Consider the following 13,910-nt stretch of genomic DNA (forward strand, 5'->3'; position numbering starts at 1 on the left):
GTCCAGCACGGGCGAGGTGAGGCGCAGCGCGCCGGTCGACGGCTTCTCCCTCGCCTACGACCGCACCGGTGCCGGACCGCCGGTCGTGCTGCTGCACGGCTGGCCGGGCGACCGGGCCGACCACCGGCTGGTCGTGCCGCTGCTGGCCGACGTCGCCGACGTCGTCGTCCCGGACCTGCGGGGCTTCGGGGACTCCGACCGGCACCCCGTGGCACCCGCGGACGGCTACTCGGCGGCCGCCCAGGTGCGGAGCGTGCTGGGGCTGCTGGACGAGCTCGGTCTCGACCGGGTCGTCCTGGCCGGGTACGACATCGGCAGCCGCATCGCCCAGACCGTCGCCCGCCAGGCCCCGGAGCGCGTGCACGCTCTGGTGGTGACCCCGCCCGTGCCCGGAGCCGGACAGCGCCTGCTCGCCCCGGACGTGCTGGCCGAGTTCTGGTATCAGGACCTGCACCGGCTCGACCTCGCCGCCCGGCTCCTCGACGGCCAGCGGGACGCCCTCCGCAGCTACCTCGCCCACTTCTGGACGCACTGGTCGGGACCCTCGTACGTGCCGGCCGACGACGCGCTCGACCGGCTCGCCGACTCCTACGCCCGGCCCGGGGCGTTCACCGCCTCGATCGGCTGGTACCGCGCGGGACCGCCGCTGCTGTCCCGGGGGCTGGCCGAGCAGGCCCCACCGCCGGCCGAGCGGCTGACCGTCCCGACCTCCGTGCTGTGGCCGGCCGAGGACCCGCTGTTCCCGTCCGCCTGGGCCGACCGCCTGGGCGAGTTCTTCACCGACGTCACCGTGACGCCGCTGCCCGGGACCGGGCACTTCGTGCCGCTGGAGGCCCCCGACGCCCTGGCCGCCGCCGTGCGGTCGGCGCTCCCGGCGGCCTGACGGACCCCCGGCGGGCTCGCCGGCCGCAGGGTCCGTCGGGAGCGGTCAGCCGGTCGGCGTCCGGTTGTCGAACAGCGCGATGCCCGCTGCGGTGTTCGAGGCCGGCACGAAGTAGTCCGAGTGGACCCTCGTCACCTGCTCGTCCATCGCCCCGCGCATGACCAGCCACATGATCAGCTCGATGCCCTCGGAGCCGGCCTGACGGATCAGCTCCTCCCGGGAGAGCGCGGCCAGCCGGGCCGGGTCCTTCTCCACCGCCTCCATCCACATGGCGTCGAAGTCGGGGTTGATGAACCCCGCGCGGGTGCCGGCCAGCTGGTGCGACATGCCGCCGGTCCCGAGGACGCCGACCGTGAGGTCGCCGGGGAAGCTCCTGATCGCCCGGCCGAGGGCCTGGCCCAGCGCGTAGCAGCGCGCTGCCGTGGGCTGCGGGTACTGGATGACGTTGACCAGCAGCGGGATGACCGGGCAGGGCCAGGCGTCCCCCGGGTCCGGCGTCCAGACCGACATCGGCACGGTGAACCCGTGGTCCACGGCGAGCTCCTGGAAGACGGTGAGGTCGAACCCCTCGTCCACCAGGCTCTCCACCAGGTGGAAGGAGAACTCCGGGTGGCCGAGCACGTCGGGCACCGGACGGCGGCCGAAGCCCTCGTCGGCGACCTCGTACCGCTCGGCCGTGCCGAGGCCGAAGGTCGGGACGAAGTCCAGGTCGATGCCGTTGGCGTGGTCGTTGTAGACCAGGACGGCGACGTCGGGCCGGTGCTCGGCCAGCCACGCCCGCGCCGGGGCGTAACCGTCGAACAGCGCCTTCCACGCCGGGTCGTCGGTCTTCCCGCGGTCCATCGCCGCGCCGATCGAGGGCACGTGCGAGGTCGCCAGACCCCAGATGACCTCAGCCATCGCGGCGGCCCCCTGCGCGCATCGCGGCCAGGAAGTCGTCCTCGCCCATCCCGGTGAACACCCCGCCCAGGTACTGCATCGAGCGGCCGTCCATCATCGCCAGCTTGTACACGTAGAAGATGCTCCCTCCGAGGTCGATCATGGCCTGCCAGTCCCGGGCGAGCACGGCCTTCTCCTGCTCGGCCGTCAGCCCGAACTCGCGGCAGTAGGCGGCCTCATCGGCGAGGAACCGCTCGCGGGCCGCGGCGTCCCGCAGGCTCATGAAGAGCTTGTTCATCCGGAACCCGCGGCGGCTGGTGTCCCCGTCGAAGACCGGCGTGCCCGGCAGGTCGAGGCGGCCGGCCCCGGTCGGTGTGCTCATGCCTGCTCCTGCGGGTGGGTGGCCAGCGCCTCGACGTGGACGTCGAGCCACGGGGCCATCGGCAGCGACATCAGCGCGTCGTGCAGCGCGGCCGGGTCGGCGGCCTCGTAGAGGCCGATGGTCGCGTTGCGGCCGGGCACCCGCCACAACCGCTTGAGCACCCCGTCGGCGCGCAGCTCCATCGCCCGGGCGCGTTCTCCCGCCCGCAGCTCCGCGCGCTGCTGCGCCGGGGTGTCGGGCGGCAGCCGGTTCTCCGACCGGACCAGGAACTCCACGTCAGGTCTCCTCTCGTGCCGACGGGGCCGGCAGGGCGCCGGCGATGTCGGCCAGCACGCGGGCGAGCTCCGCGGGCGCGGTGACCATCGCCTCGTGACCGGTGGCGAGCTCGTGCACCGGCCAGCCCAGCGCCCGGGCCCGGTCGGCCTGGCCGGCGAAGACGCGCATCCAGTCGACGCACTCCACGAACGCGGCGGGCACGCCCTCGACCGCGCCGGTCAGGCGCAGCGGGTCGGTGTAGGTCCGCCACGGGTGCGGGGTGAGCTTCGGGAGCAGCCAGTCGACGTCGGCGGGGTCGGTCACGCCGAGCACCGACAGCTTGCGCACCGCCACGAGCCAGCCGAACCCCTGCTCGGCCGCGGACTGCGCCCAGTGGTGCTCGACGGTCCCGGGCAGCAGGTCGCGGGCGGACTCGCCGTCGGAGCCCACGAAGGCGTCCAGGTACACCCGCTGGGCGATCACGGCGGGGCGGCGGTCGGCGACCGCGGTCACCACCTGCCCGGCGTAGCTGTGCCCGACCAGGACGACGTCGGTCAGCCCCAGCACGTCGACCAGCCGGACGACGTCCTCGACGTGGGTCTCCAGCCCGACCAGCGGGGACAGCAGGTGCGCGCGCTCGGAGAGCCCGGTGAGCGTCGGCGCGTGCACGACGTGGCCGGCCGCGCGCAGCAGCGGGGCCACCCGGTCCCAGCACCACCCGCCGTGCCACGCCCCGTGCACCAGGACGAACGTGCTCATCGTCGTCACCTCCTCGCGGTCACGGGCCTCCGGCCGGACGCCCGTGCACCCTGGCCGCCCACGCTAGGGACGGCGGCGCGCGACGGGATCGGCCCGATGTCATGGCCGGTCCACCGTCGCGACAGGGCGGGCCTACGTCATCCGTCGTGGTGCCGCCCCCGCGGTGCGCCGGTCAGAGGTCCAGCACCAGCCGGGGGCCCGCGGCGCGGGAGACGCAGATCATCATCGTCTCCCCCACCGTGCGCTCCTCCGCCGTCAGCACGCCGTCCCGGTGGTCGGGCGTGCCCTCCAGGACCCTGGTCTCGCACACCCCGCACCGTCCGTCGGCGCAGGCGGCCGGCACCTCCAGCCCGGCTGCCCGCACCGCCTCGAGCACCGAGGAGGCCGGCGGGACGGCGAGGGAGATGCCGGCGACCGCGCAGACGACGTGCAGCGGGGCGAGGTCCGGGGCGCTCCCGGCAGTGGCGGTCATGCGCGCCTCCTCCGTCGGGCGGCCGGCTCCGCGACGAGGTCCTGGGCTGCCCGACCGAGGGGAACGCTAGGCGGCGGGGCCGGCCGGTGGATCGCCCGCTTGACGGTGACCGGCGACGGCTGGTGTCGCGCTGCGCGCGCGACATCTGACGCAGGGTCTCCTCACCGCGGCTGGACCAGCCCCTCCTTGACGGCCAGCAGCGCCGCCTGCGTGCGCGAGGTGAGCCCGACCTTGGCGAGCAGGTGGCTGACGTGCGTGCGGGCCGTCCGCTCGCTGATGACCAGGTGCTCGGCGATGTCCTTGTTGGACCGGCCCTCCGCCACCAGGATGAGCACCTCCTTCTCCCGGGCGGTCAGCACGCCCAGGCCGGTCCGCGGCGCCCGGATCTCCTGGGTCAGCCGCCGGGTGACCGCCGCGTCGAGGAAGACCTCGTCCCGGACCGCCGCCCGCAGCGCCGCGTCGACCTCGGCCGGCCCGGCGTCCTTGAGCAGGTACCCCGACGCCCCGCTCGCCAGCGCCGCGTGCACCCGCTCGGTCTCCCCGAAGCTGGTCAGGATCACCACCTTCAGCTGCGGGTACCGCCGGAGCACCTCCGCGGTCGCGGTCACCCCGTCCATGCCGGGCATCTGCAGGTCCATCAGGACGACGTCGGGCAGCTCCCCGTGCGCCGACGCCCGGGCCAGGCGGTCCAGCGCCTCCTGCCCGTCCGCGGCCTCGTCGGCCACCTCGACGTCGGCGAGGGCCTCGAGGTAGGCGATCACGCCGCGGCGCACGACCGAGTGGTCGTCGACCACCAGGACCCGGATCGGGTGCGGGACGGTCACGGCGCGACCTCCGGGTCCGCCGGCGTCACCAGGAGGGTGGTCGGGAACGGCAGGCTCAGCAGCACGCTCGTCCCCCCGTCCGCCGGTTGCCGCACCCGGACGGCGCCGCCCCACCGGGCCGCGCGCTCCCGCATCACGGTCATCCCGAAGCCGCTGGACGCGCAGTTCCCGGCCCAGGCCGGGCCGGCCGGACCGTCCGGGGTGCCCAACCCGCGGCCGTCGTCGGTCACCTCGGCGACGAGCCGGCGGCGACGGCCGTGCGGCGCCACCGCGAGCCGCACCTGGACGGCGGAGGCGTCGGCGTGCTTGACGGTGTTGTGCAGCGCCTCGGCGATGACGCGGTAGACGTCCTCCAGCAGCGCGGGGTCCAGCCCGGCCAGCTCACCGGCGGCGTCGTCGAGCTCCAGGGTGACCGGCAGGCCGGTGCGGGCCGCGGTGGTGTCGACCAGGGACCGGACCGCCGGGGCGAGCCCACCGGCCGTGGCCGCCGCCGGCCGCAGCTCCACCACCATGCCGCGCAGGTCGGCCAGCACGTCCTGGGCGGCGCTGCTCAGGTCGTCGGCCACCTGCGCCACCTCCGCAGGCGTCGGCGGCAGCCCGCGCGCGACGAGGACCTCCAGCGAGCGCGCCTGCATCATCATCGAGAACACCTGCTGGACCACCGAGTCGTGCAGGTCACGGGCCAGCTTCTGGCGCTCCTCGCGGCGGGCGACGTCGCGCTCCCACTCCAGCAGCGCGGCGTGGTCGACGGCCATCGCGGCCTGCTCGGCCATCGCCAGCAGGAACTCCAGCTCGGTGTCCCCGACGACCCGGCCGGGGGCGAAGAAGGCGTTGAGGATGCCGACCGGCTCGCCGCGGGCGAGCAGGGGGACGCTGACGAACCAGTCCCAGCGGGGATGGCGCATCAGCTGCTGCAGCGGCGCCCACGCCGGGTCGGCCATGACGGCGTCGTACCGGTCCGCGGCGATGACCGGCTGCCGGGACTCCAGCGCCTCGAGCATCATCAGCCGGGCGCCCAGCGCGCGGCACTCCATGAGCTTGTCGAAGAAGTCGGTGGAGCGCCGGAAGCCGGCGGCCCCCACCACGTGCAGCCGGTCCCCCGTCGCGTTGACCGTGAGCACCTGGACGGCGGCGATCGCGTCCGAGCGCGCCACCTCCTGAGCCAGCACCTCCAGGGTGCCGACCAGGGAGCGTTTGGACGCGACGCTGGAGGCGGCCGCGGCGATCGCGGCCAGCCGCCGCTCGCGCAGCCGGCTCAGGGTGACGTCGCGGAAGGAGACGACCCACCGCTGCTGGCCGGGGACGCGGGACAGGACGTAGCTGAACTCGCGCCGCTGGCCGGTCACCGGCTCCCAGGCGACGGTCAGCTCGCCGGACCGCCCGCTGCCCGCCGCGTCCTGCGGGGACGCGAAGGGCGAGGGCGCACCCGCCACCCGGTCCGGGTCCAGGTCGCACAGCACCACCGCGGCGGTGTTGGCCTCGACGAAGCGGGCGTCGGCGTCGATGACCGCCAGCCCGTCCGGGGCGTGCCGCACCACGTCCTCGGCCGCGACGACCGGACCGGTCCCCGTGCCGACGGTCAGCTGCCCTGCTGTCTCCATGCGCCCCACCTCTCCACGCGGCTCCGTTGTCGCGAGACCCAGCAGTGGCCCAGGCCACCCCGCGACGATCCTGACACCCTCGCACCCCGGTGCCCAGTGGCCGGGGTCCCGGTGCACGCCCTCCCCCCGACGGACCGGGCGCCGGCCCGGTGGGCGACCCGGGGCACGGCCCGGGAGACCGCGACCATTGACGTACGTCCGGCGACCGAACCGGTGCCGCAGGTGCCGTCATGTCACCGTCCCGCCCTGGACGTGGCCCAGGTCACCATGGTCGTCGGGGTGGACGACGTCCCGGCAGCGCCGCCGGCGACGTCGTCCCCACCGCGACCACCCCCACCGGGCAGAGGGAGACACCACGTGAAGCGTGTGCTGACCGTCCGCGACGGAGCCACGCGGGAGGCGCTGAGGCGGGCGGTCACCGACGTCGGCTTCGAGGTGATCCCGTTCAAGAAGACCGAGCAGGCCGTGCTCGACCACGTGCCCCGGGACGTCGCCCTGACCGTGACCGCGTCGCCGGCCAAGGGGCAGGACGCCACCGTCGACCTGGCCGTGGCGCTGGCAGGCCACGGCTACGCGGTGTCCCCGCACCTGTCGGCCCGCCAGGTCCGCGACCGCGCCCACCTGGCCGACGTCCTGGCCCGCTGCCGGGAGGCCGGCATCACCGGCGTCTTCGTCGTCGGCGGGGACCCCAGCGAGGAGGACACCGGCTTCGCCGACGCCCACGCGCTGCTGGTCGCCATGCACGAGATCGGCCACTCCTTCACCGACATCGGCATCGGCGGGCACCCCGAGGGGCACCCCAACGCCCCGGACGAGCTGCTCTTCGGGGCGCTGCTGGCCAAGGCGCCGCTGGCCACGCACATCACCACCCAGATCGTGTTCGACCCGAAGGTGATCCTGACCTGGGCGCGCGAGCTGGTCGCCCGTGGGATCGACCTGCCGGTGCACGTGGGCGTGCCCGGCGCGGTGCACCGGCAGAAGCTGATGCGCGTCTCCGGCGGGCTGGGCATCGGGGAGTCGGCGAAGTTCCTCAAGAAGCAGCAGAACCTGCTGTGGCGGTTCTTCATCCCCGGCGGCTACAGCCCCGACAAGATCATCCGTGGGCTGGCCCCGCACATCGGCAAGCCGGACAACCACCTCCACGGCTTCCACGTCTTCACCTTCAACGACCTGGAGCCGACCGAGGCCTGGCGGCAGCAGATGCTGCGGGACCTTGCCTGACCCCCGCGGCGGCGGACACGCCGCCGGCCCCGACCGGTGGAGGGAGACCCGGTGACCGCACGGCTGATCGACGGCACCGCCGTGGCGCGCGGGGTGCGGGCCGACGTCGGACGCCGGGTGGCCGAACTCGTGGCCGCCGGCGGGACCGCCCCCGGGCTGGCCACCGTGCTCATCGGCGACGACCCCGCCTCGGAGGTCTACGTCCGCAACAAGCGCCGGCTGTGCACCGAGGCCGGGATGGCCGACCTGCACCGGCACCTGCCCGGCGACGTCGACCAGGCCACCGTCGCCGCGCTGCTGGACGAGCTGGCCGCCGACCCAGCGGTGTCGGGCATCCTGCTGCAGCTGCCGGTGCCCGCCCACCTGGACGCCGAAGCGCTGCTGGGCCGCATCCCGGCGGAGAAGGACGTCGACGGGCTGACCACGGCCAACGCCGGGCTGCTCGCCCAGGGCCGGCCCGGGCTGCGGCCGTGCACCCCGGCGGGCGTGATGGCGCTGCTGGCCGAGCAGGAGGTCGCGCTGTCCGGCGCGGAGGCGGTGGTGGTCGGCCGCTCGGTGCTGGTCGGCCGGCCGATGGCGCAGCTGCTGCTGGCCGCGGACGCCACGGTGACCATCGCTCACTCCCGCACCCGCGACCTGGCCGCGGTCTGCCGGCGCGCCGACGTGCTGGTGGTCGCCGCCGGCATCCCGGGGCTGGTCGGGGCCGACGCGGTCAAGCCCGGCGCGACCGTCGTCGACGTCGGCATCCACCGGACCGAGCAGGGCCTGCGCGGGGACGTCGAGTTCGCCGCGGTGGCGGAGGTGGCCGGGGCGGTCACGCCGGTGCCCGGCGGGGTCGGCCCGATGACGATCGCGATGCTGCTGGCCAACACCCTCACCGCCGCCACGGTCCAGCAGGGCCGCCCGAGCCGATGACCGGCCCGTGGGCGCGCTTCGACGACCTGGTCACGGGGGTGTCGCTGCGCTGCCCACCGCCGTCCCGGGTGCTCACCGCGGTGGACCCGGCCGAGGTCGCCGGCGTCCTGCAGGAGGTGCACGAGGCGACCGAGGCCGGCAGCTGGGCCTTCGGCCACGTCGGCTACGAAGCCGCGTCCGGGCTGGACCCGCAGCTGCCCGGCGCCCCGTCGGCACCCGGCGGGCTGCCGCTGGTGTGGTTCGGGCTGTGCGGCGAGCCGGTCGCGGTCGCGCCGCCCGCCCTGCCGGAGGACGCCGGACCGCGACCCGCGCCGTGGCGCCCGGACTGGACCGACGCCGAGCACGCCCGCGCGGTGGGCGTCGTCCGGGCGCACATCGCTGCCGGCGAGACCTACCAGTGCAACCTCACCGACCGGCTGCGCTCCACCGTCCCCGGCGACGTCGAGCAGCTGTACACCCGGCTCGCCCTCGCCCAGCGTGGTGCGTACAACGCCTTCCTCGACCTCGGCCGGCACGTCGTGGCCAGCGCCAGCCCGGAACTGTTCTTCGAGTGGACCGGTGACGTGGTGCGGACCCGGCCGATGAAGGGCACCGCGCCCCGTGGCCGGACGCCCGCCGAGGACGGCGAGCGCAGCCGCGCGCTGCTGGCCAGCGACAAGGAGCGGGCCGAGAACCTCATGATCGTCGACCTGCTGCGCAACGACCTGGGCCGGGTGGCCGAGGTCGGCAGCGTCGTGGTCGACGAGCTGTTCACCCTGGAGCGCTACCCCACCGTCTGGCAGCTGACCTCGCAGGTGAGCGCCCGCACCCGGCCGGGCACCGGGCTGCTGGAGCTGTTCGGCGCGCTCTTCCCGTGCGGGTCGGTCACCGGCGCGCCCAAGCGCCGCACCATGCAGCTGATCGACGAGCTGGAGCCCACGCCGCGGGGCGTCTACTGCGGCGCCGTGGGCCTGGTCGCACCCCCGACCGCACCGGTCCGCGCCCGGTTCTCCGTGGCCATCCGGACCGCCGTGGTCGACCGCAGCACCGGCGCGGCCGTGTACGGGGCCGGCGGCGGGATCACCTGGGGGTCGCAAGCCGCGGCGGAGCGGGCCGAGCTGCTGGCCAAGGCCGCCGTGCTGACCCACGACGGAGCCGGGCAGCGCGAGCCGGTCCCGGTGGGCGGCCGGTGACCGCGCACCGCGGCGCCGAGCTCGCCCGGCCCGGCCGCTGCGTGGTGATCGGGGTCCTCAACGTCACGCCTGACTCCTTCTCCGACGGTGGCCGGCACGACACCGTCGACGCCGCCGTCGCGCACGGGCTGGGCATGGTCGCCGCCGGGGCCGACTACGTCGACGTGGGCGGGGAGTCGACCCGCCCCGGCGCCGACCGGGTGGCCGCCGAGGAGGAGCTGCACCGGGTGCTGCCCGTGGTGACCGAGCTGGCCCGCGCCGGGGTCTCCGTCAGCGTCGACACCACCCGGTCGCAGGTGGCCGCCGCCGCCCTGGCCGCCGGCGCGGTGCTGGTCAACGACGTCAGCGGCGGCCTGGCCGACCCGGCGATGGCCGCCGTCGTCGCCGACGCCGGCGTCCCCTGGGTGCTCATGCACCGCCGGGGCGACAGCCGCGACATGTACGCGCAGGCGAGCTACCGCGACGTGGTCGCCGAGGTGCGCCGCGAGCTGTGCCGGCGGGTCGACGCCGCACTCGCCGCGGGGGTGGACGCCGACCGCGTCGTCGTCGACCCCGGCCTGGGGTTCGCCAAGCTGCCCGAGCACGACCTCGCGCTGCTGGCCGGCCTGGACGCGGTCACCGGCCTGGGCCTGCCGGTGCTGGTCGGCGCCTCCCGCAAGCGCTTCCTCGGCGCGGTGCTCAGCGCCGCGGACGGGCGCACCCGCACCCCGCTGGAGCGCGACAGCGCCACGCTGGCCACCACCGTGCTGGCCGCCTCGGCCGGCGCCTGGGGCGTGCGCGTGCACGACGTCGCCGGCAGCGCCGACGCCGTCCGGGTCCTGGCCGCCGTCGCCGCGGCGGCCCCGGAGCCGGCCTCCCCCACAGACCTGGCGCACGCGCGCCGACCCGGGGGCCTCGTGACCCCGGTGCACACGGACGACACAGAGAGGTGGCGATCGGCATGACGGACACGCTGAGCACGACGGCCCCGGTGACCACGGGGCTCTACATCGGAGGGCAGGCGCGGTCCACGGCCGACGTGCTCGAGGTCGTCGACCCGGCCCGCCCGGGCGTCGTCGTCGGCACCGCGGCCGCGGCGACCGCACAGGACGTCGACGACGCCGTCGCCGCGGCCGCGGCGGCCTTCCCCGCCTGGTCCGCACTGCCCGCCACCGAGCGCGCGGCGCAGATGGCGGCGGCGATCGCCGGCCTCGCCGACGAGCGCGACGAGGACGCCCGGGTGCTGTCGCTGGAGAACGGCAAGATCGTCCACGAGGCGTGGGTCGACGCGCTGGTGTTCGAGATCCGCTGGCAGCTCGCGCTCTCCCTCGCCGACGAGGTCGAGCAGGCCACCGTGCTCGCCCCGGCGCCGGGCATCCCGGTCGAGACGACCGTGACCCACCAGCCGCTCGGCGTGGTGACGCTCATCGTGCCGTTCAACTGGCCGATCGCGATCCTCGGCGCGGCCCTCCCGCACGCGCTCCTGGCGGGCAACACCGCCATCGTCAAGCCGCCGCCGTCCACCCCGCTGGCCACCACCCGGCTGGTGCAGCGGGTCGCCGAGAAGCTGCCCCCGGGCGTGCTCAACGTCGTCACCGGCCGGGACAGCGAGATGGCCGGGCTGATCGACAACCCGCAGGTGGCCAAGATCTGCTTCACCGGCAGCGTCAACGGCGGCAAGAAGATGATGGAGATGGCCTCCCGCAACCTCACCCGGGTCACCCTGGAGCTGGGCGGCAACGACGCGGCGATCGTCCGCGCGGACGCCGTCCTCGACGACGAGCACCTCGACCGGCTGTACGCCGGGATCTTCGACACCACCGGCCAGATCTGCATGGCCGCCAAGCGGCTGTACGTGCACCGCTCGCGGATGGAGGAGCTGGTGGCCGGGCTGTCCGCGCGGCTGGAGCGGGTCGTCCTGGGGCACGGCCTGGCCGAGGGGACGACGATGGGGCCGCTGCACCAGCCCGCGCAGAAGGCGTTCGTCGCCGAGATCGTCGAGGAGGCCCGGGCCTCCGGGGCGACGGTGCTGGAGTTCGGCGAGCTGCCTGCCGGCGAGTTCGCCGAGGGCAACTTCCTGCGCCCGGCCATCGTGGTCGACCCCGACCCGTCGCTGCGGGTCGTCACCCTGGAGCAGTTCGGCCCGGTGATCCCGGTGCTCCCCTACGACGACGACGACGAGGCGGTCCGGCTGGCCAACGACACCTGGGGCGGGCTGTGCGGCTCGGTGTGGTCGGCCGACACCGCCGCGGCCGCCCGGCTCGGCGGGCAGCTGCAGTGCGGGTACGTCTGGGTCAACGACCACGGCGCCACCCGGCTGGACCTGCGCGCGCCCTTCGGCGGCATGAAGCAGTCGGGCATGGGTCGGGAGCAGGGCATCCAGGGGGTCCGTGCCTTCCAGGACACCCGGTCGATCGCGCACCTGACCCCGGCCGAGGGCTGAGTCCCAGGGCTCGGGGGTGCGGGGGCTCCCGCACCCCCGGGCCTCAGCCGGCGAGGACCGCCCAGCCGTGCGGCGCGAGCCGGACGGCGTCGCCCTGCACCGTGCCGGCGCCGGCCAGCACCTCGCCGGCGCCGGGGGCGGGCAGCGTGGCGGGGGCGTCGGCCAGGTTGAGCGCGACCACCAGCCGCTCGCCGTCCCCGGCCACCGCTCCGCCCGTCACCGCGTAGCTCAGCTGCCGGTTGTCCCGGTGGAGCATCGTGGTGCGGGCGGTGTGCAGCCAGCGGTGCCGGCGGCGCAGCCCGATCAGCTCCTGGTGCAGCCGGAACGTGGGCTCCCCGAACGGGGCGAGCCCGGCCGGGGTCTCCGGGAAGGGCGGCCGCACCGCGTCGTCCCCGCCTGCCCGGTCCTCCTTGACGCCGGTGAAGGCCTGCTCGTCCCCGGCGTAGACCGACGGCGTCCCGCCCACGGTGAACAGCACGGCGAGGGCGTGCGGCAGGTGCCGCGGGTCGGTGAGCCGGCTGGCGATCCGGGTGACGTCGTGGTTGCCGACGAAGGTCAGCGGCACGAACGTGTCGAGGAAGCCGTCGTGCCGGCCCAGGGCGTGCGCCAGCTCGTGCAGGTTGCCGTCGTTGAGCGAGCTCCAGACCGCCTTCCACAGCTCGTACTGGGTGACCGCGTCCATCCCCGACTCGGTGACGATCCGGGCGTAGTCACCGTGGATGACCTCACCGATGACGTAGGCCTCGGGGTGGGCCGCCCGCACCCGCGGGAGCACGGTCGCCCAGAACGCGGGCGGCACGGCGTAGGCGGCGTCCAGGCGCCAGCCGTCGGCGCCGCGGTCGAGCCAGTGGGTCATCACCTCGGCGACCCAGTCGGCGACCACGGGTGCGGAGTGGTCGAGGGCGACGAGCTGGTCGTGGCCCTCGAAGGTGTCGTACCCGGGCACCACGCCGGGCTGCCAGTCCGCCGGCCAGCGCAGCCGGAACCAGGCCGCCGAGGGGGCGTCGGGCCCGCGCTCCACCACGGCCTGGAACGCGGGGTGCTGCCGGCCGACGTGGTTGAAGACGCCGTCGAGCAGCACCCGCAGGCCGCGGTCGTGCGCCTCCTCGACGAGGGCGTCGAAGTCCTCGTCGTCGCCCAGCCGCGGGTCGATCCGGCCGTGGTCGACGGTGTCGTAGCCGTGCGTGCTGGAGGCGAACACCGGGCCCAGCGCCAGGCCGTTGGCGCCCAGCTCGACGGCGTAGTCCAGCCAGTCGCCGATCCGGTGCAGCCGGGAGGTGACCTCCTCGGTGGCCTCCTTCTCCGCGCCCACGAAGCCCAGCGGGTAGACGTGCCACCACACCGCGTCCTGCACCCAGTCCGGCACGCGCGTCTCCTCCACTGATCAGGGCTCACTGGCGCTACTGACGCTACCTCACTAGCGTGCGTCCCGTGGCCCGCACCGATCGTTCACCGCGCCGGCGGCTGGACCCCGCGCAGCGCCGGGACGCCATCCTCGACGCCGCCCGTGAGGCGTTCGCCACCGCGCCCTACGCCGCGGTCGGCGTCGCCGGCATCGCCGCCGCGGCCGGGGCGTCCGAGGCGCTCGTGCACCGCTACTTCACCGGCAAGAGCGGCCTGTACCTGGCCGTGGTGGCCGAGGGCATCGACGAGCTGCTCACCCGTCAGGTCGCCGCGGACACCGCCCTCGGCGCGCGGGCGGCGGTGCGACTGCGGCTGGCCACCTCCATCGAGGTCTATCTGGAGGTGATCAGCAACAGCCCGGTCGGCTGGGCCGCGCCGCTGCAGGACACCCGCTCCGACGTGCCCGCCGCGGCGGACCTGCGCGCCCGGGCCCGCGAGCGGTACGTCGACCTGCTGCGCGGCATCCTGGGCCTGGCGGCCGACCAGCCCCGCGACCCCGCCCCGTCCGACCACGCGCTGCACGGCCACCTGGGCTTCCTCGACGCCGCCTGCCTGTCCTGGGTGGCGGCCGGCTGCCCGCCGGAGCAGCGCACGGCGCTCGTCGCGATGGCGGTGGCCGCACTGGCCGGGGCGCTGGACGCCGTGGGCACCCCGCACGCGCTCACCTGACCGCAGCGGCGTGAGCCGACGCACGCCCCCGACCACCGCGTCCGGGGTTAGC

15 protein-coding genes are annotated in these 13,910 nt (G+C 75.5%); 7 read left to right on the plus strand and 8 right to left on the minus strand.

Annotation, left to right across the window (positions count from 1 at the left end):
• The first annotated feature begins 16 nt into the window (after nt 1-16).
• Entirely contained in the window at nt 17-883 is an 867-nt protein-coding gene (locus tag O2W14_RS10665; protein ID WP_269176068.1) for an alpha/beta fold hydrolase, read from the plus strand.
• 45 nt (nt 884-928) lie between these two features.
• On the opposite strand, the gene O2W14_RS10670 is transcribed toward O2W14_RS10665, so the two are convergent.
• The 7 genes from O2W14_RS10670 to O2W14_RS10700 form a co-directional block, all read right to left on the minus strand.
• Nucleotides 929-1,783, minus strand: a complete 855-nt coding sequence (locus O2W14_RS10670; RefSeq protein ID WP_269176069.1) for a class III extradiol dioxygenase family protein — start codon at nt 1,781-1,783, stop codon at nt 929-931.
• Nucleotides 1,776-2,144: a protocatechuate 4,5-dioxygenase subunit alpha gene (gene ligA, locus O2W14_RS10675; RefSeq protein ID WP_269176070.1), complete on the minus strand. Its 369-nt coding sequence runs from the start codon at nt 2,142-2,144 to the stop codon at nt 1,776-1,778. Before ligA ends, O2W14_RS10670 begins: the two co-directional genes overlap by 8 nt.
• Nucleotides 2,141-2,419, minus strand: a complete 279-nt coding sequence (locus O2W14_RS10680) for a muconolactone Delta-isomerase family protein (RefSeq protein ID WP_269176071.1) — start codon at nt 2,417-2,419, stop codon at nt 2,141-2,143. The genes ligA and O2W14_RS10680 overlap by 4 nt, the downstream gene beginning before the upstream one ends.
• Before the next feature lies 1 nt (nt 2,420).
• On the minus strand, nt 2,421-3,158 hold the full coding sequence (locus tag O2W14_RS10685; RefSeq protein ID WP_269176072.1) for an alpha/beta fold hydrolase: 738 nt from the start codon (nt 3,156-3,158) through the stop codon (nt 2,421-2,423).
• Nucleotides 3,159-3,330: 172 nt separating this feature from the next.
• Nucleotides 3,331-3,630 (minus strand): 2Fe-2S iron-sulfur cluster-binding protein, encoded by a 300-nt coding sequence (locus O2W14_RS10690; protein ID WP_269176073.1) that lies wholly within the window; start codon nt 3,628-3,630, stop codon nt 3,331-3,333.
• A 161-nt stretch (nt 3,631-3,791) separates the two neighbouring features.
• The gene (locus tag O2W14_RS10695) at nt 3,792-4,454 is read right to left on the minus strand and encodes a response regulator (protein WP_269176074.1); all 663 of its coding nucleotides are present in this window, start codon (nt 4,452-4,454) and stop codon (nt 3,792-3,794) included.
• Nucleotides 4,451-6,055 carry a sensor histidine kinase gene (locus O2W14_RS10700; protein WP_269176075.1) on the minus strand — a complete coding sequence of 535 codons (1,605 nt, stop codon included), beginning with the start codon at nt 6,053-6,055 and terminating at the stop codon, nt 4,451-4,453. Before O2W14_RS10700 ends, O2W14_RS10695 begins: the two co-directional genes overlap by 4 nt.
• 357 nt (nt 6,056-6,412) lie before the next feature.
• On the opposite strand from O2W14_RS10700, the gene O2W14_RS10705 reads away from it, so the two are divergent.
• Genes O2W14_RS10705 through O2W14_RS10725 form a run of 5 tightly spaced genes read left to right on the plus strand, consistent with a single transcriptional unit; the run spans nt 6,413 to nt 11,785 of the window.
• Nucleotides 6,413-7,276, plus strand: coding sequence for a methylenetetrahydrofolate reductase (locus O2W14_RS10705; RefSeq protein WP_269176076.1), 864 nt, complete (start codon nt 6,413-6,415; stop codon nt 7,274-7,276).
• 51 nt (nt 7,277-7,327) lie between these two features.
• Entirely contained in the window at nt 7,328-8,191 is an 864-nt protein-coding gene (folD, locus tag O2W14_RS10710; protein ID WP_269176077.1) for a bifunctional methylenetetrahydrofolate dehydrogenase/methenyltetrahydrofolate cyclohydrolase FolD, read from the plus strand.
• Nucleotides 8,188-9,363 carry an aminodeoxychorismate synthase component I gene (pabB, locus tag O2W14_RS10715; protein ID WP_269176078.1) on the plus strand — a complete coding sequence of 392 codons (1,176 nt, stop codon included), beginning with the start codon at nt 8,188-8,190 and terminating at the stop codon, nt 9,361-9,363. The genes folD and pabB overlap by 4 nt, the downstream gene beginning before the upstream one ends.
• The gene (gene folP / locus O2W14_RS10720; protein WP_269176079.1) at nt 9,360-10,307 is read left to right on the plus strand and encodes a dihydropteroate synthase; all 948 of its coding nucleotides are present in this window, start codon (nt 9,360-9,362) and stop codon (nt 10,305-10,307) included. Before pabB ends, folP begins: the two co-directional genes overlap by 4 nt.
• Nucleotides 10,304-11,785 carry an aldehyde dehydrogenase family protein gene (locus tag O2W14_RS10725; RefSeq protein WP_269176080.1) on the plus strand — a complete coding sequence of 494 codons (1,482 nt, stop codon included), beginning with the start codon at nt 10,304-10,306 and terminating at the stop codon, nt 11,783-11,785. The genes folP and O2W14_RS10725 overlap by 4 nt, the downstream gene beginning before the upstream one ends.
• A 43-nt stretch (nt 11,786-11,828) precedes the next feature.
• Here the strand turns inward: O2W14_RS10725 and O2W14_RS10730 are convergent, their stop codons facing one another.
• Entirely contained in the window at nt 11,829-13,151 is a 1,323-nt protein-coding gene (locus O2W14_RS10730; protein ID WP_269176081.1) for an alpha-amylase family glycosyl hydrolase, read from the minus strand.
• 65 nt (nt 13,152-13,216) lie between these two features.
• Between O2W14_RS10730 and O2W14_RS10735 the strand changes: the two genes are divergently transcribed.
• Nucleotides 13,217-13,858, plus strand: coding sequence for a TetR/AcrR family transcriptional regulator (locus O2W14_RS10735; protein WP_269176082.1), 642 nt, complete (start codon nt 13,217-13,219; stop codon nt 13,856-13,858).
• Nucleotides 13,859-13,910: the final 52 nt, after the last annotated feature.

The sequence above is a fragment of the Modestobacter sp. VKM Ac-2986 genome (assembly GCF_026967795.1).
Taxonomy (GTDB): domain Bacteria; phylum Actinomycetota; class Actinomycetes; order Mycobacteriales; family Geodermatophilaceae; genus Modestobacter.